Origin of the sequence: Dyadobacter subterraneus (genome assembly GCF_015221875.1) — a bacterium.
GTDB lineage: Bacteria > Bacteroidota > Bacteroidia > Cytophagales > Spirosomataceae > Dyadobacter > Dyadobacter subterraneus.
In genome coordinates this window covers 4684934-4706323 of sequence record NZ_JACYGY010000001.1, presented here as the reverse complement: position 1 = coordinate 4706323, position 21390 = coordinate 4684934, and the positions used below count along the sequence as shown (strand labels likewise).

Here is a 21390-nt window from a genome sequence, read left to right as displayed (position 1 = left end):
CTAATGGAAATTGAAAGCTTAAAGCCAGTTATAAAAACCCAGATTGTACAATATTTGAATTTGCTGGATGTTAACCCGGAAGATATCAAAGACGACGAGCCTTTGTTTGGAGGCGACCTGGGATTGGATTCTATTGATTCACTGGAACTGGTGGTTTTATTGGAAAGAGAATATGGCATCAAGATTACGAACCCGGCTGAGGGTAGAAAAATTTTGATTGATGTAAATCATATGGCACAGTATATTGTCAGTAATGCAAAAACAGCGTGAGGTAGGAAACAGGGTCTTTGTTACAGGAATTGGTCTGATTTCTGCGCTTGGAAACAATGTGGCGGAAAACCATTCCAGTTTGGCTGCGGGGAAAGATGGCATAACAAAGGCGGTTCATTTTGAATCACTTTATACAGAAACACTGCCTTTTGGAGAAGTAAAATTAAGCAATGATGAGCTGAAAGCATTGCTGCATCTTGAAAACGAATTCGGTTACACCCGTACTTGTTTATTGGCTGTCAAAGCTTTCGAGGAGGCGGTAAATGATTCAGGTTTAAGTGCGGAAGAATTATCTTCTTTTGACACCGCGTTGATTTCTGCGAGTACGGTTGGAGGGATGTGTCTGACTGACCAGCTTTATGATGATGCCAATATGAAATTCGAAGGTTCCGAATATCTGGAAGCTTACGGGTGTGCGGCGCATACTATGCGATTGATCGAAAAATATAAAATCAACGGATTTACAGATACCATTAATACGGCTTGTTCCTCATCTGCAAATGCTATTATGATGGGAGCAAGGCTTATAAAAGCTGGTCGTGCCAAACGTGTGATTGTGGGTGGTGTGGATGCGCTGGCAAAATATACTGTCAATGGATTTAATGCATTAAAAATCCTTTCTGAATTTCCTTGTAAACCTTTTGATGAAAATCGGGATGGCTTAAATCTAGGCGAGGCAGGAGCATATCTGGTTTTAGAATCGGAGGAAGTTTCAGTTGGAAAAAGAAAATATGCGGAGATCGCTGGCTTTGGAAATTCCAATGACGCGCATCATCCATCTGCTATGTCTGATGACGCGGTTGGCGCTATTATTTCAATGAAAACCGCTATTGAATCGGCAGGTATTGATGCCACTAAAATTGATTATATCAACACGCACGGAACTGGAACGCCAAATAATGATCGTGTTGAATTATTTGGAATTTCTCAAATTTTCGAAAAAGTACCACCATTCAGCTCTACAAAATCATACACCGGACATACCTTGGGCGCTTCGGGAGCTGTGGAAGCGATATTCAGTATTTTGAGTATTCAGTATTCTGAAATATATCCGAGCCTGCATATTGAAACAAATATGGAAGGTTTTGATGCTGCGCCAATTACTGAATTTCAATCGGATGTTTCGGTAAATTATGTGCTTTCGAATTCTTTTGGTTTTGGCGGGAATTGTACTTCGCTGGTAATTGGAAGGGTGAATTAGTCATCCATCAATTCCTTCAAAATCTTTTGCGCAGCCACAGAAATGATCGTTCCAGGTCCGAAAATACCTTTCACACCGGCATCATACAAAAACTGATAATCCTGAGATGGAATGACACCTCCTGCAATGACCATAATATCCGGACGACCAATTTTTTTTAGTTCTTCGATAAGCTGAGGAATCAATGTTTTGTGGCCAGCAGCCAGACTGGATGTTCCTACAACATGCACGTCATTTTCAGCAGCGTTTTTTGCCACTTCTTCCGGTGTTTGAAATAAAGGCCCGATGTCCACATCAAAACCAAGGTCAGCAAAACTGGTGGCAATTATTTTAGCGCCACGGTCATGTCCGTCCTGGCCCATTTTGGCAACTAAAATCCGTGGTCTCCGGCCTTCAAGTTCGGAAAACTGATCTGCCATTTCTTTTGCCAGACGGAAATTTTCATCATCTGAAACCTCCGATTTATAAATTCCGGAAACTGACCGGATCACGGCTTTATACCTTCCGAATTCTTCTTCCATCGCATCTGAAATTTCACCTAATGTAGCTCTTTTACGAGCGGCGTCCACAGCCAATGCCAACAAATTGCTGCTGAAATCTTTACCCCCGGATTTTTTGCAAGCGTCAGTAATGGCAATCAAAGCTTCTTTTACCTGTTTTTGATCTCGCTCGAATTTGATTTTTGTCAGTCGCGCTATCTGGGCTTCCCTCACGCTGTTGTTATCAATAGCACGAATTTCCAGTTCATCTTTTGAGTCTGTTTTAAATTTATTTACTCCAACGATAATATCTTTTCCGGAATCAATTCTTGCCTGTTTTCTGGCGGCAGCTTCTTCAATCCGCATTTTGGGTAAACCGGTTTCGATGGCTTTTGTCATACCGCCAATTGCTTCAACTTCTTCAATCAATGCCCAAGCCTTTTCCGCCAATTCATTTGTTAAGTATTCAACATAATAAGAACCGCCCCAAGGATCAACGGCTTTACAAATGTCAGTTTCATGCTGCAAAAATAACTGTGTGTTCCGGGCAATTCTCGCCGAGGAATCGGTTGGTAAAGCAATCGCTTCATCCAGAGAATTCGTGTGGAGCGATTGTGTATGTCCCAAAACTGCGGCCATCGCTTCGATGCAAGTTCTCGCTACGTTATTGTAAGGGTCCTGTTCGGTCAGACTATACCCGCTGGTTTGACAGTGCGTCCTTAAAGCCAGTGATTTTTCTGATTTTGGATTGAATTGTTTTACAATTTTTGCCCACAACATTCTACCTGCGCGCAGCTTGGCGATTTCCATAAAATGATTCATGCCAATTCCCCAGAAAAAGGATAATCTTGGTGCGAAATCATCAATTTCCATTCCAGCTTTTAAACCGGTTTTGATGTATTCCAAACCATCTGCAAGCGTATAAGCGAGTTCGATATGAGCAGGTGCGCCAGCCTCGTGCATATGATAACCGCTGATACTGATGGAATTGAATTTCGGCATGAACTGCGCCGTGTAAGCAAAGATGTCACTTACAATCCGCATCGAAGGCGCCGGCGGATATATGTAGGTATTGCGCACCATAAACTCTTTCAGAATATCATTCTGAATGGTCCCCGAAAGTTTTTCTGCGGATACGCCCTGTTCCTCAGCTGCCGCAATATAAAACGCCATAATCGGAATAACAGCACCATTCATCGTCATCGATACAGACATTTCGTCCAGTGGAATCTGATCAAAAAGAATTTTCATATCCTCAACTGAATCTATCGCAACGCCTGCTTTTCCGACGTCACCCGTTACACGCGGGTGATCTGAATCATAACCGCGGTGCGTCGCCAGATCGAACGCCACAGACAAGCCTTTTTGTCCGCCGGCAAGATTGCGCCTGTAAAATGCATTAGACTCCTCAGCGGTAGAAAAACCAGCATACTGGCGTATCGTCCAGGGACGATCAAGATACATACTGGCATAGGGTCCTCGAAGATATGGAGCAGTGCCTGCTCCAAAATGAAGATGTTCTGATGCTGATAAATCTTCGTTTTTATAAGAAGTCTTTAATTTTATTCCTTCCTGTGTTGAAATCGGCTTCGCTGACTTTTCAGGTATTGAACCCGTTGTTTCATTTGTTTGAAGCGCAATATTTTTAAAATCAGGCTTCATAGTTTCGTTTTTATTAAAAGCAGGTTGGACGATTTATTTCCTCAAAATCGCTGTTGGTAAATTTCTATTTGGCAAGAGCTTAGAATCTGCCTTATTATTTTCCAATGTATCAAAAGACTGGGATTCATCAATTTTTTCATTGGTTTTATATTTATTTACACCGATCATAACTTTTTCGTTATTGAAATCTGTGATTTTTTTCTCCCATGAATCTTCAATTTCAGATTGGATAAAACCATTCTGGAAACAGGGAATCAATCCACCTTTTTCTTCGGTTAGTAAAAATAATTTCCAGGCTGCATCAGCGATTTTTAGCGACATCATATCCAGTTGGTAAGAACCTGCGGCGGGATCGGCAACGGCGCTCAGATAACTTTCATTTCCAAGCAAAGAAGAAATATTTCTTGCAATTCTTTCGCTGAATTCAGTAGATAAATTCGAAGCATTATCCAATGGAATAACAGTCAATCCATCACATCCGCCAGTGACTGCACTCATAGCCTCGGATGTATTGCGTATGAGGTTATTTTCAGACGAATATGCTGAATCATAAAATGAAGAAGTTTGCGTGTGAATAAATACATGACAAAGCTCGTCCGGAATCTGATAAGCACGGCTGATCTTTCGATATAAAAACCTTAAAGCTCTGAGTTTGGCTATTTCAATAAGATATTCGGTTCCAACAGAAACAGAGTAAAAAAAACGGTTTAAAGCATGAAGCGGAGAAATCCCGGCATCCGTTAATTTATCGAGATAGTGAACGGTTGAAGCGAGTAAAAAAGCCAATTCCTGAACGACGTTAGCGCCTGCATTATGGAACACGTGACTTTCAATCATCAATGGCCGGAATTCGCGCATCATTTTTGTCTTTTCAAGGACATTACAAATATTTTTCTGAGCCTCCTGAAAATCATTTCCGGTATGCATCCAGTTTGCCAAAGGGTCGTTATAAATCCCGCCTTTCAGGTAATATCCGGCTCCGCGAGGAATTTCTTTAAATAATTTTTCAGAATTATTTGTGGTACGAAAAAAAATGGCTGTCTCACTAAGTCTTATACCGTGCAGTGTTTTGGAGAGCTCTGATTTTACCAGATCAGTTTCTTTCAGATCAAGAATTGCCGCATCGGCTCCGGATTCCAAAGAAGATTTTATTTTGGTATTGGTTGCCCAGGCATTGTCAAAAGAAATGAAAGGTATGTTGAGCCAGCCCGGTATTTTTTTCTGAGCTTTTTGCAGGTTAGAGATCTGCTCATTGTCAACATCTTCCGCTGTATAATAGGGATCTACAAATAAATCAGAAGCAATTTCCCAGCTGCCAATTTTCGTTTTATTTTCTCCCAATTCTTTTTCAGCCTGCTTTTTCCATGCTTCTTTTTGAGAAGAATTGAATTCTGAAAAATGCAATTTTGACATAATTTTCAATTTGACAGAACAATTTTTTTAACTGGTAAGGCAGGCTGGCAAAGCTACAAATTTGGTATTACATTTTTTCAATTCGTATGTTACCAGACAGGAAATTGGGCGTCAATACGTTGGATTATTCCAATGGATTTATTTTCGGGCTTGATATTCCTTCGGAATGGTTTTAAATTCAACACTGGTTTATCTGCAGAGACCATCTATTTTCTTATCTTTGCCGTCCTTTTGATTTATGATATCTGATTACGCAAGTTTGACATTGGAAAGAGTAACCGCACATAGAGAAGTAGACCAAATATGGGATAGTTGCCTTCGGGTGATTCAGCAGCATATTCCTGAGCAGAGTTTTAAAACGTGGTTCGAGCCAATCCGACCACTGAAAATCTATGGTAAAGTCCTTACGATTCAGGTACCTAGTCAGTTTTTTTATGAATGGCTGGAAGATAATTACGTAAATCTTCTAAGAAAAGCATTGGATTACGCGATTGGCCGCGACGGGCTTTTGGAGTACTCGATCATTGTTGATACCGGGAATGAAAAACACCAGCCCCTGACCATGAACGTGTCGACTGTGAAGTCGCCAAAATATTCCAAGCCTGATAATTTTGCTACGGACCCAAGAATGGGTTCGAATAATAACAATGTGAAAGATCAGGATTCTATGAATCTTGATACCTATCTGAATCCGAATTATTCTTTTGACAATTTTATAGAAGGAGATTGTAATCGTCTGGCGCGTTCTGCGGGCTTTGCCGTGGCTCAGCGTCCTGGTCTGACATCCTTCAACCCTTTGATGATGTACGGCGGCGTAGGGCTGGGTAAAACACACCTTGTTCAAGCGATCGGTAACTACATCATGAACCACTTTGACAATAAACTGGTACTTTATGTATCTTCTGAAAAATTCACCAACCAGTTTATTAACTCGATCAAAAATAATACACTTCAGAACTTCACTGATTTTTACATGAAAGTGGATGTGCTGGCGATTGATGACGTTCAGTTTTTATCAGGTAAGGAAAAGACTCAGGATACATTCTTCCATATTTTCAACCATTTACATCAGTTAGGCAAGCAGATTATTATGACCAGCGACCGTCCGCCAAGAGAATTGGAGGGATTGCAGGATCGTTTGCTTTCACGTTTTAAATGGGGTTTGACAGCAGATTTGCAAACGCCCGATTTTGAAACGCGTATTGCCATCATTCAAAAGAAAATCCAGGCTGAGGGAATCGATATAAATTACGACGTAATTGAATACATTGCCCATAGTGTGAATTCAAACGTTCGTGAGCTGGAAGGTGTGATTGTTTCGTTGATGGCTCAGGCTTCATTGACCCGTCGTGAAATTGATGTTGAACTGGCGAAAAATACGCTGAAAAACATCGTAATGAACGAGGATAAAGAAGTTACGATTGATACGATACAGGAAATTGTAGCGGATTATTTCAAAGTAACAATCGCTGATCTGAAAAGTAAAAGCCGGAAAAAAGAAGTGGTTTATCCGCGCCAGCTTGCTATGTTTTTGGCCAAAGAGTATACAGATTTGCCTTTGAAATCAATCGGTTATCATTTTGGAGGAAGAGATCACAGTACGGTAATCCACTCGATCCAGAGTGTTAATTTGCTGATGGGAGAAACGCCGGATGTGGAGGAGACTTTGCAAAAATTACGCAGTTATTTTAAGTAGGAGGTCATTAAGTCCATGACTTTGCCAATCCTGCTTTCACGCTCTGAAATAAACGATGCACGTTGGAATGAGCTGATTGCAAAATCCGGACAAAGCGTAATTTATGGTTTCAGTTGGTATCTGGATATTGTTTGCGACAACTGGAAAGCATTAGTTTGGCCTTCCACAGACAATTATCAGATAGTAATGCCATTGCCAATTAAGCGCAAATGGAATATTGAGGTTGTCCAGCAACCTTTATTTTGCCAATATCTTGGCCTTTTCTCAATTGAAAATCTTACAGATCAACAGCTTGATCTGTTTTTGAAAGGTTTGTCTTCTAGCTTTTCCTACATCTCTGCTTACCATTTCAATCCTGATAATTCATCCCTTCTTCAAAACGTTTTACATCAGTTTTCCAAATTTGAAGTAAGACAAAACCATACTTTCTGGCTTTCCTTATCTGGTTCATCTTCTGAAATTTGGGCGAAATATTCTTCTGACAGAAAAGCGAATTTAAAACGGGGTGTAAGATTTGAATGGGTTATTAGTCCGGGTGAAGATATCGAGCTGCTTATCCATTTATTTAAGGAACATCATGCCTCCGGTATCAATGGCGGAGTTTCGGATAAAGCCTATACCATGTTATCTGATATGGTGGCAAGTTTAAAACTGCGTGATGCCATAGAAGTTCTTTATGCGCAAATAGGAGGCACAGTTCATGCAGGAGTACTTTTTGTAAGAACTGGCAATAAGGTTATTTTCTTATTCAATGCGGCCGATGAAATTGGTAGGCGGGGAAACGCAAGAACGATTTTGCTTGATCATTATTTTCAATCCAACTCGGAAAGACCAATCACATTTGACTTTGAAAGTCCGCAGTTAAAATCAATTGCTTCTTTTTATAAAAGCTTTGGAGCGGATCCAATTCCCTATTTCTCTGTCAGGAAAAATGATCTGCCATTTCCTCTCAAACAAATTCAAAACTGGCGGGTACGAAAATTAATTAATACCATTGAAGCTCCGTCTGAAGATTCTTCACAGATTTAATATCCATTTCCAAAGAGCCGATTGCCAGTTCAACTTCTGCTTTAAGCGGAATTCTGTTGATATCATCCGAAACCCATAATTTCACTGCGCCTTCTCCCTTAAATAGCTTATTGTCAGGGATTAATGGATTTAATTTCAAAACTTTAATCTTGCCAAATTTCGTTTTGATCACATCCTTTCCTGCATATTTGATACGTAGTTTATAAACCTCACCATCAAAAAAGGTCGGGATTTCTATTACTTCTCCCAAAGTTATTTTTTCGAAATTTATCGTGCGCAGGTAAAAATAGCCGCTGATAATATCGTTGATATTTTTGGGCGTATTATAAGCTTTGGTTTCTTCCTTGATTGTCGAAATCGCCTGATCCTTATCGTGATTGAAAACCACAGTTTCCTCTTTCCGGTATTTATTTTCCTGTATGCTGCGGTAAAACATATGCGGAACAATCGACAACGTATCCACATAGGACCTCCAATTGTCACGAACACGGGAGATCAGATCAAAGGCGCCAACAGTCCTTCCCGTAACATTGATCTTGTAGCAGGGATGATTGTTAACGATTGACAGGTTTCTTGCAATTTCAACTTTGGCCTCAGCCGCATTGATAAATCCGTAATGAACCCGGTACTCTACTCTTTCACCAAAACTGAAACTTTTATTTACGATAACTCTATTCTGTTCAAATTGCCTGAAAGCCAGCACTGTTAAAAGTGATAAGACTGCAATAATCGTAATTTTCAATCTCTTCATAAATATCGTTGTAGTACTATAAAGAAGGATATTTTTCTTTCAGATAGGATAAATATTTTTTGAAATCCCCTCCGAATTTTGTCTCAAATTCATTTCGAAATAAATTCTGCTTTGATTTATAAGTTTGGTAACTGATAAAGTAAGCGTTATTAGGCAAATTTTTATCATCCCATCTGCTTTTGGTTTTCAACGCTTTTTTGTCTGCAAACAGTGTATCGGCATCATTAAGTATTTTTAAAATAACCTGATTTTTCAAAATATCTTTTGCTGAGGTATCCAGTTTAATTTTCTCAAAAGTGCCGTACAAACTGTCCAGTTTTGAAATTCCCCGAAGCACATGCTGCGAATAGGCATCATTATACTTTTTGGAAAATTCATATGTACGAAGTTCTTTCGACTCCGGACCATATTTTTGTTTCAAAAAGCGGATTGCTCCCAAATCACCGACAAAGCTGGCCAGGTTTTCATTTAATTCAAGATCGTTTTTGACAAAAAGCGTACCATGGGTAAGCTCATGAAGAATTAAATTGGCAAGACTTCCTTCCCGTCGCCTTAGCATACTTGAAAGAATCGGGTCTTTAAGATATCCAAGTGTCGACCAGGCTGAAACTTCACCAATATCCGTATCAAAACCTTCCTGTTTTAAAACTTTTTCCTCCCGTACTGCTCGTGTTGAGTCGAAATAGCCCTTGTATGGAAATGTACCAATAATTGGAAATGACCATTTGTAAGCATTGATACGATATCTGTCGGAAGCGTTAATGACCCAAATCAGCGGTTTCCCGTGCTGATTATAAAAAGTTGTATAGTTTTTGGATGGACTCAAACCGAGCGAATCAACACCAAATTGCTTGATTTCTTCAATTAAACGGATTCTTGATTTTAAAGAATCGGGAAATGCAGGGTCATTCAGAACCTCTTCAACATCCTGAACATTCATTAGAATGGTAACCTGGCCTTTTGCCTGCATCCAGCCGTAACTCACCAGGTCGTGATAATAGAAACCAAGCAGGATCAGGAATATTAAAAGACCCAGAAATATTTTTTTGATCACAGATTTTCTCTTTTGTTGATATGAAAAAGGCCAGTTAATATAACCGGCCTTTTTCGATAAAACAAAAATAGAGAAAAGCTGTTAGTTTATTTACGGTATTACAATTTCTTAATAACTGTATCAGACTTTGAAAGTAAAAAGGTCCTTTTATCCAATTCCTGAAAAATTTGTGCATTCGTGGCAAAAGTTACCACGACGCACAAACTTTAAATATTGAGGAGGATAATTGATCACATATAATTCAAATCATTATTCGATTTGAGACGGATTATTTTTAATTTATTAAGCACTAGAATAAAGGGATAAGTAGGGTCAAATTCGTGCCATTTAAATCCGAAATTGGCTCTGCCGCCGAATTTATGGTGATTGTTATGATAAGATTCTCCCATCATAAGAAAATCAAAAGGAAGCAGGTTTTTCGCCGTATCATCAACTTTAAAATTGACATATCCGTAGCGGTGCGCATACCAGTTGATAATCACACCATGCACTGGTCCCATTAAAAAATGAATTGGAAGTAATAAAAACATCCACCAGGCTGTTGCGAACTGAATATAAAAAGCCACATAAAAAAGCCCCCAGCCAATTCTGGAAATCCACGAGTCACCAAGTTTTTCCATGAATTCCCAGTGCGGTACTCCTTTTTTGAATTTGGGTTCTATCGAGTCCGTTTTATGGACAATTTTATTATAGTAATTTTTCGTCTTCCACATCATATCGACGATGCTATCTGAGAAACTTGGTGAATGCGGATCCAGCTCTGTATCCGCGTAGGCGTGGTGTAGTCTGTGCATTACCCCATAAGCATATGGACTAAGAAAAGAAGAACCCTGAAAAATCCATGTTGCGGTATAGAAAAATTTTTCCCAGGCCGGGCTCATCGTAAACATTTTGTGAGCCGCGTAACGATGCAGGAAAAAAGTTTGCATCAACAACGAAAGGTACCAATGCGCAATAAAAAAGATTAATATGAACATTTAAGAAGATCCGAGATAACAATTTGTTTCAATGCGACAAAGTTATTTGGTCTGTAATCGAAGAAAGATGATGAAAATCATTTTTATAAAGGATTTTCATCTGGAAATGAATACCCGATTTCAGGATACGTTTTTCTGATTGATTTAGAGTATCAAATATTTATGTTAGGCCCAAATTTATTTTTGATATTAAGATGAATAAATTGTGCCAAATCAACCAGATTTTGGAGACTAAACGTCTCTTTGATATTATGTTATAAATTTTTTGCATAATATTTTAATTGATACGGAAAATATCATATCTTTGTTACTGAGTTTATCTGTTAGCAGTTTTCGGCTTTCTTAAACTTAAATATATAATACGTTATGCGAGCGGATTTATCTTTTAAGTTTCATTAAAAAGGGGTAAATTTACACTTGTCAAATAAGTGATTTCATGCGGTTTTCGAACAAAAGGCCGCTTTTATGTACAAACTAAATCAACTTGTCCTGCTTTATGGCACAACCAACAACAACGGATAAAGAAAACAAATTAAAAGCACTTCAGACAACGCTTGAAAAACTTGACAAAACTTACGGTAAGGGAACTGTAATGCGTTTGAGCGATACCAAGGTGTTGGATATTCCTGTTATTTCAACGGGTTCTCTTGGGCTTGATCTTGCCTTGGGAGTAGGAGGAGTACCTCGTGGTCGTGTGGTTGAGATTTACGGTCCGGAATCTTCTGGTAAAACTACATTGTCAATGCATTGTATAGCAGAAGCACAGAAAAGAGGCGGACTGGCAGCATTCATTGATGCAGAACATGCTTTCGACCGTGCTTATGCTGAAAAGCTTGGTATTGATACAAAAAATCTTTTGATATCGCAGCCTGACAATGGTGAGCAGGCTTTGGAAATTGCTGAGCATTTGATCAGCAGTGGTGCGGTTGATATAATCGTAATTGACTCAGTTGCAGCTTTGGTACCACGTGCGGAGCTTGAAGGTGAAATGGGAGATAGTAAAATGGGTCTACAGGCTCGTTTGATGTCTCAGGCGTTACGTAAGCTTACCGGTGTAATTAACAAAACAGGATGCTGCTGTATTTTCATCAACCAGCTGCGTGAGAAGATCGGTGTGATGTTTGGTAATCCTGAAACGACAACGGGTGGTAATGCATTGAAATATTATGCTTCCGTACGTTTGGATATTCGCCGTGTTGGTCAGATTAAAGAAAGTGCTGACCAGATTCTTGGTAACCGTACACGTGTTAAGGTTGTAAAAAATAAAGTTGCACCTCCATTTAAGGTAGTTGAATTCGACATCATGTATGGCGAAGGTATCTCGAAAGTAGGGGAGATCATTGACCTTGCTGTGGAACTTGAAATTGTTAAAAAGTCAGGTTCATGGTTTAGCTATGAGGGAAATCGTCTTGGACAAGGCCGTGATGCGGTAAAGGCGCTTATCAAAGATAATCCTGAGTTGATGGATGAGCTGGAAGCAAAAGTTCGTGCGAAAGTAAACCACGAGCCAGATGTTTTGGTTGATACTTTGGAGCCAAATATTGTTGACGAAGGATCTCCTGAGTAATTTTTAGGGAAATTATTCTTTTCCATATAAAAGTAAAGCCCTCCGGAAATTCCGGAGGGCTTTACTTTTATATGGAAAAGTTTGATTTAAAATCTTCCTTTTTCGTCATCATCATCGTCAAAATCGAAATCTTCATCATCAGGTCCCGAGAACATACTGCTCACAAGATCCTGGAATTTGATTCCCTGGTCAAGTGATTGTTTTCCGATTAGTGAATATTCAGCCATACCGTGAAGAGCAAATTCCATCATGAAAAGTTTTTCATTAGAATCGCCATAGGCACTAAGCATATCCACGAAATCATCCAGTCCGTCTATGGTTTTGAGACGGGCGATGTATTCGCGATCAGGCATATCGCCGATCATTTCCATCTCGTTTCCTGAGCCAAACCATTCGATCACTTTCGCAAACGGATTGATCTTGCTTTTCTTGGATTTTTCCGGATCCGGGAAATAATTCAGGAATTGAGTACGTATTGCTTTTCCAATCAGGTTTTGCGCAACGATGACCGGTCCTTCAACTTCACCTTCATAAACCAATTCAACCTTACCGCAAATTGCTGGAATTACGCCATAAAGATCAGAAATCCTCACATAGGTAGAATCTTCACCATTGATTAGCGCTCTTCTTTCCGCAGCACTTAAAAGACTTTCGTATGCAGAAATTGTCAAACGCGCTGAAACACCACTTTTGCTATCCACATATTCACTTTCCCTCGCTTCAAAGGCAATTTGTTCAATCAGAGTTTTGATCAATTCGTTAACCTTAACGATCTCTTTTTGCTCTTTCTTAACACTGGCTTCCTGCTCAGTAATTTTCTTACCTACTTCAAGCGTTTTCGGATAATGTGTTACAATCTGGCTTTCAATACGGTCTTTCAACGGTGTTACAATACTTCCACGATTTGTATAATCTTCCGGGTTAGCCGTAAATACGAACTGAATATCCAGCGGTAATCTCAATTTAAAACCACGGATCTGGATATCGCCTTCCTGCAAAATATTGAAAAGAGCGACCTGGATACGAGCCTGTAAATCGGGTAATTCATTAATTACAAAAATTCCTCTGTGCGAACGTGGAATCAATCCGTAATGAATAACGCGCTCGTCAGAATATGGCAATCTTAAAGTTGCCGCTTTGATCGGATCCACATCACCAATTAAATCAGCCACAGAAACGTCCGGTGTAGCCAGTTTTTCTGTGTAGCGCTCATTTCTGTGAAGCCATTCGATCGGTGTATTATCACCTTTTTCTTCAATGACATCTTTTGCAAAACGGGATAACGGTGCCAACGGATCATCGTGAAGTTCAGAGTCTTTCACATATGGAATGTATTCATCCAGCAAATTTACCATCATACGCGCAATACGCGTTTTCGCTTGTCCACGTAACCCTAATAAATTGATGTTGTGCATCGATAAAATAGCACGCTCAACATCAGGAATTACCGTTTCTTCATAACCCCAGATTCCAGGGAAAACTTCTGTTTTGCTTTTTATTTTCTCAATAAGGTTATCCCGAAGTTCCTGCTTGATAGAACGGGATTCATAACCAGCTTTTTTTAATTCACCAAGCGTATGAATGCCTAATGTTTGTGTACTTGTCAGCTCTGAATATTTCATGTATCATTAGGCTAGTTTACCGCGCATAAGCCACTGAGCGCATTTCGCGGATTACAGTAATTTTTATTTGTCCCGGATACTGCATTTCTTTTTCAATTTTTTGCGAGATATCAAAAGAAAGCATACCCGCTTTTTCATCAGAAACGTTATCGGCATCGATGATCACACGAAGTTCGCGACCAGCCTGAATGGCGTAACATTTCTCAACACCATCAAACGACATGGCCATATTTTCAAGGTCACGCAGACGCTGAATGTAAGATTCCATCATCTCGCGACGGGCACCCGGACGTGATCCTGAAATCGCATCACACACCTGAATGATTGGAGACAAGATACTTGTCATTTCAATTTCATCATGGTGAGCTCCGATTGCATTACATACTTCCGGATTTTCCTTGAATTTTTTGGCAAGTTCCATACCCAGAATTGCGTGCGGCAAATCTGATTCTTCCGGCCAAACTTTTCCAATATCGTGTAAAAGACCGGCACGTTTTGCCAGTTTAGTATTTAACCCTAATTCCGACGCCATAGTTGCACAAAGCTTTGCAACTTCTCTCGAATGCTGTAAAAGATTTTGTCCGTAAGATGAACGGAAGCGCATACGTCCGATCATTTTTACAAGCTCAGGGTGAAGACCATGAATACCCATATCGATGACGGTACGCTCACCAATTTCAACGATTTCGTCGTCAATATTTTTACGCGTTTTCGCAACAACTTCTTCAATACGTGCAGGGTGAATACGCCCATCCTGAACCAAACGGTGTAAAGAAAGACGGGCAATTTCACGGCGAACCGGATCAAATCCGGAAATTACAATCGCTTCCGGGGTATCATCTACAATAATTTCAACCCCTGTTGCAGCTTCCAAAGCACGAATATTTCGTCCTTCACGTCCAATGATTTTACCTTTGATATCGTCATTTTCAATATTGAAAACAGATACGCAGTTTTCAATCGCATGTTCCGCGGCTGTACGCTGGATTGTTTCGATAACGATTTTCTTAGCTTCTTTCGTGGCAGTAAGACGGGCTTCTTCCATCGCACTTTTCACGTAAGAACCTGCTCTTGTATCAGCTTCTGCTTTCAAGGCATCCACCAGTTGTTCTCTTGCCTGATCAGCCGTCAAATTAGCCAGTTTTTCAAGTTGGGAAACTTGCTGACTTAGCATTTTTTCTGCTTCTTCCCGCTTTTTAGTAGCGGTTTCCAGCTGATGGTTTAAGTTATTTTTAAGCGTTTCCAGCTCAGCTTCTTTGCGTTTGCTTTGCTCAACCGTTTGCTGAAGACTTTGTTCGCGCTGTTTTAGCTTTTGTTCGTTGGTTTGAAGAATTACTCTTTTCTTGTTCGATTCCTCTTCAAATTCAGTTTTCAGTCGCAGATACTTTTCTTTTGCTTCGAGAATACGGTCTCTTTTGATATTTTCAGCTGATTGCTCGGCATTGCGTACGATCTCTGCAGCCCTGTCCTGGGCTTCTTTTTCTTTTTGATCGAATGACTTTTTGAAAATGTATTTACCTGCAAATACCCCCACACCCAGTGCGATGATATCAGATAGAAGGACAATAAAAATTAAAGAATTTGACATTTTAGTAATGTGTTTACAATAGTTGGGTTCTACCGACTACATGCGTTTTAAAATGCCGAACTTCTGTGTTTTACGGTTATAAGGAGATCTTTTACGATTAATAAAAAGTTTAAATGACTGCAAACAAGCTTGCTGGTTGTCTGCAAGGCAGAAATTTACTGACTAGTTAGGGATACCTTCTGAAACTTTCTCATCCAGAATATTCACCCTGTTATCGAACATGGACATAAGACGTTCTGTCTCGACCTGGTTTCTTTGCAATGCCACCAGGCACTCAATAGAAGCAAGCGCTATGGCCTCGATATCGTCGTAACCTTTCCCTTTTCCTTTATTCTTAATTATTCGTACTCGTTCCATGAATGTATCATAACCTTCCCTGTAAAATATTTCCTGGTCAGCCGGAACACTCAACTTAAAACCTCTGTCAAGTATCTTAATGAAGACTGAAACATCGGGATTGGGTATATGATTATTTTTCATAAGGTATCTTCAAGCAATTCAATGCACTTATCGATCTCTTCAATATAGCGTTCAACGGATTCTTTCAGTTCGGACAAACCGCCTGTTGGTGTCAGTTTACTAGTGACAATTTTAACGAAAGTTTTAGACTTATTAAAGTCTTTTTGCAAAGTAGTGTATTTTTTCTTTATTTCTTTTACTTCTTCTTTTAACTCATTGTTGTTGTTGCGCAGCTCCGAGTTTTCACGTAGTAATTCTGAAACTGACCAACTTAGTTTCTCTTTCGTCATGATTAAGATGTCCAACTTCTTCTCCAAGTCGGATAATTTTCTTTCAATCATTCGGGGAGTGAGCTCTTCCATTTTTTTGACGAAAGCGGAGCTAGCCGCAGTTAAAATTTAAAACCGGACGGATTGCCGCCCGGTTTTAAGATCGTTTGTACGTTTTACAAAGCCATTATATCACTTAAATTCCGTGTTGGTCGACGGAGCGTTTTTCATTATTTTCTAATGACTGCACCCAATTCACGTTCGTAGGTCGAAATTAATCGCTGCATCGACTTTTCAATTACTTTATCCGTCAGCGTTTGCTGATCATCCTGTAATATGAAACTGATCGAATAAGACTTTTTTCCTTCCAGATTTGCGCCTTCATAAACATCAAAAACATTTACTGAACGTAATAATTGACGTTCTGTTTTATAAGCGATCTGACGAAGTTCTTCAAAAGTGATTTTCTTTTCAACTACTAGTGATAAATCTCTTCTCACTTCCGGGAAACGGGAAACTTCTTTAAACTGAACTGCATAATTATATTGACGAAGCAAATAATCCCAGTCAAAATCAGCAAAGTATACCGGAGATTTGATATCATTTTTTTTGGTAATTGAAGATTTCAACAACCCAAAAGTTACCAGCGGCTTTTTATTTAAAGTCAAAGTAATTCCTTGCTGGAAGATGTTAGCATCTGCTTCTTCTTTTTCAACATTCTTCACTTTCATAGCAGACAAAATCTGGTTAACCGAAGCTGCCAGATCATGGAAAGTTACATCTCTTGATTTTTCCAGCCATGTTTCTTCCTGGAAATTCCCTGAAATGAAAAGGGCAATACGTTCTTTTTCAGAATATTTTCCATTCAGTTCATGATAGGTTTTCCCAAATTCGAAAAGTTTAAGATCTTTTTGACGGCGGTTTGCATTGTAAGCAACAACTTCCAGGCCTGAGAAAATCAAAGTCTGGCGCATTACCGACAAGTCTTCACTCAGGTAATTCAAAATCTTAACCGGATTGCCAAAAACACTTTCTCCCAACGAAGCCTGCGGTTCAGGTTTGGTTAAAGAATTTGTAATGATTTCATTATATCCGTTGGCCGCCAGCAATTCCGAAAGACGCATTTTCAATTTCTCCGGATCGTTAACCGGGAAATCAGAAAGAAAATCAGAACTTAAACCGGCTGATAATTCAATCTGCCCAAAACCGTAAATACGAAGAATTTCTTCAATCACGTCAGCTTCGCGCTGAACATCCACGCGGTAAGGCGGAACGACCGCAGTAAAACCGATTTCGTCTTCGTTCTGAATTTTGATATCAAGTCCTGTCAAAATCGTTTTGATTAACGACTTATCCAGTGGCTTTCCAAGCAAACGGTCGATATGACGATACTTCACTTTAACTTCAAAATCTTCAACAGGATTTGGATAAATATCTGTGATTTCAGAAGAAATAGTTCCGCCAGCGATTTCCTTAACCAAAAGTGCAGCGCGTTTTAATGCGTAAAGCGGCATGTTTGGATCAGTTCCTCTTTCAAAACGGAAAGAAGAATCAGTTTTCAAACTAAAACGTTGCGCGGTACGGCGAACCCAGGCTGGTGAAAAATATGCAGATTCTAAAAATATTGAAGTAGTTTCTGAAGTTACACCAGAAGTAAGTCCACCAAAAACACCGGCGATACACATCGGCTCTGTTTCATTGCAGATCATCAGATCAAGATCAGAAAGTTTTCTTTCCTGTCCGTCCAATGTAACAAATGGAGTTCCTGCCGCTACCGTTTTTACGATTACTTTATTACCTGTGATTTTATCAGCGTCAAAAGCATGCATCGGCTGTCCAAGATCGTGGCAAATGAAATTGGTAATATCAACGATTGAATTGATTGAACGAATTCCAATGGTAGCCAAACGTTGTTTCAACCATTCCGGAGAATCTGAAACTTTTATTCCGGTAATTGTAACACCGGCATAACGTGGCGCCGCTTCTTCATTTTCAACCGTTACTGTAATTGGCAAATTGTGGTTTTCAACCGCAAAAGATTCAACCGAAGGCAACTTTATTTCACGATTCAAAACCGCTTTCAAATCACGCGCTACGCCATAATGAGAGGCTGCATCTGCACGGTTGGGTGTCAACCCGATTTCAATCATGAAATCAGAAGAAATTCCGAAATATTCTGATGCCGGTGTTCCGTTTGGCAAATCAGTATCCAAAACAAGAATTCCGGCGTGAGATTCGCCAAGACCTAATTCATCTTCTGCGCAGATCATACCTTCTGATACCGCTCCTCTGATTTTTGATTTTTTCAAAACCAAGGGTTCATCACTTCCTGTTGGATATAAAGTTGCACCAACCGTGGCCACGATCACTTTTTGTCCAGAAGCTACATTTGGTGCGCCGCAAACAATATTTAATGGTTGTTCCAAACCAACATCAACCGTTGTAATTTTTAAACGATCAGCTTCCGGATGTTTTTCACAAGTCAACACTTCACCGATTACAACACCTTTCAAGCCTCCTTTTATGGATTCAACTTCTTCAATTCCTTCTACTTCCAGGCCAGTTCCGGTGAGTAATACACCAATTTCTTCGGGAGATTCAGTTATTTCAATTATTTCTTTAAGCCACTTATACGAGATCTTCATGCGGGTATTTTATATAGGTACGAGGTGAGAAGTGGTTTAAAACCTCTTATCTTTATTTCCTGATTAATGTTTTAACAAAATTAATGATTTCCTTGTTCTCCCGCGCGAATTGCTACTGATAAAGTATTTTCTTTGGGAGGAACCGGACATGCGTAGGTTGGAGCATACACGCAATAAGGGTTGTAGGCGGTATTGAAATCCAGCACCAGAGAATCTCCTTTTATTTTAGAAACGGGGTAGTCAAGATATCTTCCGCCGCCATACGTTTCTTTTCCGCTGGTTGCATCTTTGAAAAGAACAGATATAACAGCTTCATTTTTTAACAGCAAAAGTTTTTGTGCTACGCCATTTACGCTAAAATTAGCATAACCCATTTTTTCATAGGTTGTTGTGCTTCCGTCTGTATACGGAACTTTGAGATCTTTGTCCGATTTTTCATAAGGGGTGATGAATGCTTTTACCCGATATGCCGGATCAATTTCAAAATAATGAAGCCCGTGAAAGTTGTCTTTATCCTGAATCGGGGAGTCTTTTGTGGTACGAAACTGGTCGTCTTTTGAAACTCTTTCCTGGGTGATTTTCTCGATATATTGCTGCGGATTTGCGGCAATTAAATCATCTTTATCTGCCTCAGCATTGCCTGAGCTAAAATTTTCCATAAAAAAATAAGCCAGTATAGCCACAAGCATAGCCAGGGTGCTCCAGCGTATTACTTTGTTTTTGAACATAATCTTGCAAATCAAAAAGTAAAAAGAATTACAAACTTACACCTGAAATATGCGTTTGTAAAAATCAGAACCGGATTATTTATTTTTTTATGATAATTTTGGAACTTCCCGGCTGCGGAATTTGCGTTGTTGAATGAAATATACCTAAATTCACCTGCCAAATAATTAAAAAACAATACCTGATCCATTATATGTCCTACACAAAACGAGTACTCATTGCCGAAGACAGCTCAGTAATTCAAAATCTGGCAAGGAAGATTCTGGAATTTCAACACTATGAGATTACTTCCGTAAAGAATGGAGAACAAGTGTTACAGCTTCTTGAAAAGGAAGATTTTGACATCATTTTGCTGGATATCAATATGCCTGTGATGGATGGAATGGAGTGTGCACGGAATATTAGAAAATTGGCGGATGCTGACAAAGCCAAAACACCAATTGTAGCGATAACTGGCAACGCCAAAAATTATTCGGAAGAAGACTTTAAAGAAGCCGGATTTGACGATGCGCTAATGAAACCATTAAACTTTGACCGTTTGGTAGAAGTGGTTGCGCATTTGACAGAATAATTTGTTGCATGAAGATTACATTTTTAGGAACCGGCACATCACAAGGAGTACCTGTTATTGCTTGTGATTGTGTCGTTTGCCGTTCAACTGATTTCCACGACAAACGCCTCAGAACCTCCGTCTGGATTCAGGTTCATGGAAAATCATTTGTAATTGACACAGGTCCGGATTTTCGGCAGCAAATGCTTAGAGCAAATGTCAGAGATCTGGATGCCATTATTTACACACATCAGCACAAAGATCATACTGCCGGACTCGACGATGCACGCGCCTTCAATCATCGTCAGGGAAAAGATATTCCACTTTATAGTCGGCAGGAAGTACTGAACCAGATTCAGGTGGAATTTGCATATGCATTTCAGGAAAAACGATATCCCGGCGTACCTCATTTTGAGCTGCATCCAATCGAAAATGAACCATTTGAAGTTCAGGGTGTTACGTTCATACCCATTGAAGTGATGCACTATAAGCTCGCCGTTTATGGCTACCGTGTTGGGGATTTTACGTACATAACCGACGCGAATTATATTTCCGAAATAGAACAGGAAAAAATTGCCGGAACCCGTGTTTTAGTTCTGGACACACTTCAAAAAGAACCGCATCTTTCTCATTTTACACTTTCACAGGCACTGGAATTAATTGATAAGCTCAATGTGCCTATGGCTTATCTGACACACATCAGTCACAGACTTGGATTGCATGCTGAGGTTGAGAAGGAATTGCCACCGAATGTGAGGCTGGCTTATGATGGGTTGGTTTTGGATTTGTGAGGATAAGAAGGTAGAAGATAGATTTGTTTAAATTTACCAAACTGTCTTCAAATCATACTGCTTTATATATTCGTCTAGTGTGATTACAATTAAATTCAAGCTTATAGCAGATGCCATTATGATTCTGTCAAAAGGATCTTTATGAATGGGAGGTAATAATTGTAATTCTTTCAAAGAGGCTATTTCAATAGGAATAATAATGATGTTGGCGATGTTACATGCATTAACCAGATCATCAATAGTGTATCCCAGTTCTAGTTTTCCCAATTGTAATTTGATTGTAATTTCCCAGAAAGACGCAATGCTTACATACAGCTCCGAATGTTCATCACTTAATATTTTCTTCACCAATGGAGAAAGATTTTTATTATCATCTTGCATCCAAAGTAGTGTGTGCGTATCTAAAAGATATTGTTGCATTTACATATAATCCTTAAAATCATCCAGCGGAGCGTCGAAGTCCTCTCTCATTTTCATTTTTCCTTTCAATAAGCCCAAAGTACGCTTTTTCTCTATCTTAGGAAGATTGATTTTTTTTTCCAAAATGGAGTCAACAAAATCCTCAACTTCCTTTTGATAGGCAGCCGGTAATTTTTTTAGTTTTTCTATTAGTTGAATCTCTGACATTTTACAATATTCTT

General features: G+C 39.5%; 20 protein-coding genes. 7 read left to right on the top strand and 13 right to left on the bottom strand.

The window, feature by feature from the left end; translation table 11 throughout:
* Positions 1-3: 3 nt before the first annotated feature.
* Both IEE83_RS19615 and IEE83_RS19610 read left to right on the top strand, forming a co-directional pair.
* Positions 4-270, top strand: coding sequence for a phosphopantetheine-binding protein (locus IEE83_RS19615; RefSeq protein ID WP_194122203.1), 267 nt, complete (start codon positions 4-6; stop codon positions 268-270).
* On the top strand, positions 254-1471 hold the full coding sequence (locus tag IEE83_RS19610; protein ID WP_194122202.1) for a beta-ketoacyl-[acyl-carrier-protein] synthase family protein: 1218 nt from the start codon (positions 254-256) through the stop codon (positions 1469-1471). Before IEE83_RS19615 ends, IEE83_RS19610 begins: the two co-directional genes overlap by 17 nt.
* Here IEE83_RS19610 and scpA read toward each other — a convergent pair.
* A complete protein-coding gene (gene scpA, locus IEE83_RS19605) occupies positions 1468-3612 on the bottom strand; it encodes a methylmalonyl-CoA mutase (RefSeq protein ID WP_194122201.1) in 2145 nt (714 codons plus the stop codon). The genes IEE83_RS19610 and scpA overlap by 4 nt on opposite strands.
* Before the next feature lie 33 nt (positions 3613-3645).
* The gene (locus IEE83_RS19600) at positions 3646-5025 is read right to left on the bottom strand and encodes a methylmalonyl-CoA mutase family protein (protein ID WP_194122200.1); all 1380 of its coding nucleotides are present in this window, start codon (positions 5023-5025) and stop codon (positions 3646-3648) included.
* Positions 5026-5263: 238 nt separating this feature from the next.
* On the opposite strand from IEE83_RS19600, the gene dnaA reads away from it, so the two are divergent.
* Both dnaA and IEE83_RS19590 read left to right on the top strand, forming a co-directional pair.
* Positions 5264-6721, top strand: a complete 1458-nt coding sequence (gene dnaA / locus IEE83_RS19595; protein ID WP_194122199.1) for a chromosomal replication initiator protein DnaA — start codon at positions 5264-5266, stop codon at positions 6719-6721.
* 15 nt (positions 6722-6736) lie between these two features.
* Positions 6737-7750, top strand: a complete 1014-nt coding sequence (locus IEE83_RS19590; protein WP_194122198.1) for a GNAT family N-acetyltransferase — start codon at positions 6737-6739, stop codon at positions 7748-7750.
* Here IEE83_RS19590 and IEE83_RS19585 read toward each other — a convergent pair.
* The 3 genes from IEE83_RS19585 to IEE83_RS19575 form a co-directional block, all read right to left on the bottom strand.
* The gene (locus IEE83_RS19585) at positions 7707-8501 is read right to left on the bottom strand and encodes a DUF3108 domain-containing protein (protein ID WP_194122197.1); all 795 of its coding nucleotides are present in this window, start codon (positions 8499-8501) and stop codon (positions 7707-7709) included. The two genes, IEE83_RS19590 and IEE83_RS19585, sit on opposite strands and share 44 nt — an antisense overlap.
* 16 nt (positions 8502-8517) lie before the next feature.
* Positions 8518-9555: an aminopeptidase gene (locus tag IEE83_RS19580; protein WP_194122196.1), complete on the bottom strand. Its 1038-nt coding sequence runs from the start codon at positions 9553-9555 to the stop codon at positions 8518-8520.
* Between the two features lie 230 nt (positions 9556-9785).
* Positions 9786-10532, bottom strand: a complete 747-nt coding sequence (locus IEE83_RS19575) for an acyl-CoA desaturase (RefSeq protein WP_194122195.1) — start codon at positions 10530-10532, stop codon at positions 9786-9788.
* 496 nt (positions 10533-11028) lie between these two features.
* On the opposite strand from IEE83_RS19575, the gene recA reads away from it, so the two are divergent.
* Positions 11029-12099: a recombinase RecA gene (gene recA, locus IEE83_RS19570; protein ID WP_194122194.1), complete on the top strand. Its 1071-nt coding sequence runs from the start codon at positions 11029-11031 to the stop codon at positions 12097-12099.
* 86 nt (positions 12100-12185) lie between these two features.
* On the opposite strand, the gene IEE83_RS19565 is transcribed toward recA, so the two are convergent.
* The 6 genes from IEE83_RS19565 to IEE83_RS19540 form a co-directional block, all read right to left on the bottom strand.
* Positions 12186-13721, bottom strand: a complete 1536-nt coding sequence (locus IEE83_RS19565; protein WP_194122193.1) for a sigma 54-interacting transcriptional regulator — start codon at positions 13719-13721, stop codon at positions 12186-12188.
* A 16-nt stretch (positions 13722-13737) separates the two neighbouring features.
* Positions 13738-15309, bottom strand: a complete 1572-nt coding sequence (gene rny, locus IEE83_RS19560; RefSeq protein ID WP_194122192.1) for a ribonuclease Y — start codon at positions 15307-15309, stop codon at positions 13738-13740.
* Positions 15310-15471: 162 nt separating this feature from the next.
* Positions 15472-15789 carry a cell division protein ZapA gene (locus IEE83_RS19555; RefSeq protein WP_194122191.1) on the bottom strand — a complete coding sequence of 106 codons (318 nt, stop codon included), beginning with the start codon at positions 15787-15789 and terminating at the stop codon, positions 15472-15474.
* The gene (locus IEE83_RS19550) at positions 15786-16130 is read right to left on the bottom strand and encodes a hypothetical protein (RefSeq protein ID WP_194122190.1); all 345 of its coding nucleotides are present in this window, start codon (positions 16128-16130) and stop codon (positions 15786-15788) included. Before IEE83_RS19550 ends, IEE83_RS19555 begins: the two co-directional genes overlap by 4 nt.
* A gap of 137 nt (positions 16131-16267) precedes the next feature.
* A complete protein-coding gene (gene pheT / locus IEE83_RS19545) occupies positions 16268-18682 on the bottom strand; it encodes a phenylalanine--tRNA ligase subunit beta (protein WP_194122189.1) in 2415 nt (804 codons plus the stop codon).
* A gap of 80 nt (positions 18683-18762) precedes the next feature.
* Positions 18763-19410: a DUF1684 domain-containing protein gene (locus tag IEE83_RS19540; protein WP_194122188.1), complete on the bottom strand. Its 648-nt coding sequence runs from the start codon at positions 19408-19410 to the stop codon at positions 18763-18765.
* Positions 19411-19601: 191 nt separating this feature from the next.
* On the opposite strand from IEE83_RS19540, the gene IEE83_RS19535 reads away from it, so the two are divergent.
* Both IEE83_RS19535 and IEE83_RS19530 read left to right on the top strand, forming a co-directional pair.
* Positions 19602-19979 carry a response regulator gene (locus IEE83_RS19535; protein ID WP_090334913.1) on the top strand — a complete coding sequence of 126 codons (378 nt, stop codon included), beginning with the start codon at positions 19602-19604 and terminating at the stop codon, positions 19977-19979.
* An 8-nt stretch (positions 19980-19987) separates the two neighbouring features.
* Entirely contained in the window at positions 19988-20749 is a 762-nt protein-coding gene (locus IEE83_RS19530; RefSeq protein WP_194122187.1) for an MBL fold metallo-hydrolase, read from the top strand.
* 33 nt (positions 20750-20782) lie between these two features.
* On the opposite strand, the gene IEE83_RS19525 is transcribed toward IEE83_RS19530, so the two are convergent.
* Both IEE83_RS19525 and vapB read right to left on the bottom strand, forming a co-directional pair.
* Positions 20783-21169, bottom strand: coding sequence for a type II toxin-antitoxin system VapC family toxin (locus tag IEE83_RS19525; protein WP_228101888.1), 387 nt, complete (start codon positions 21167-21169; stop codon positions 20783-20785).
* The gene (gene vapB / locus IEE83_RS19520; protein WP_194122185.1) at positions 21170-21376 is read right to left on the bottom strand and encodes a type II toxin-antitoxin system VapB family antitoxin; all 207 of its coding nucleotides are present in this window, start codon (positions 21374-21376) and stop codon (positions 21170-21172) included.
* Positions 21377-21390: the final 14 nt, after the last annotated feature.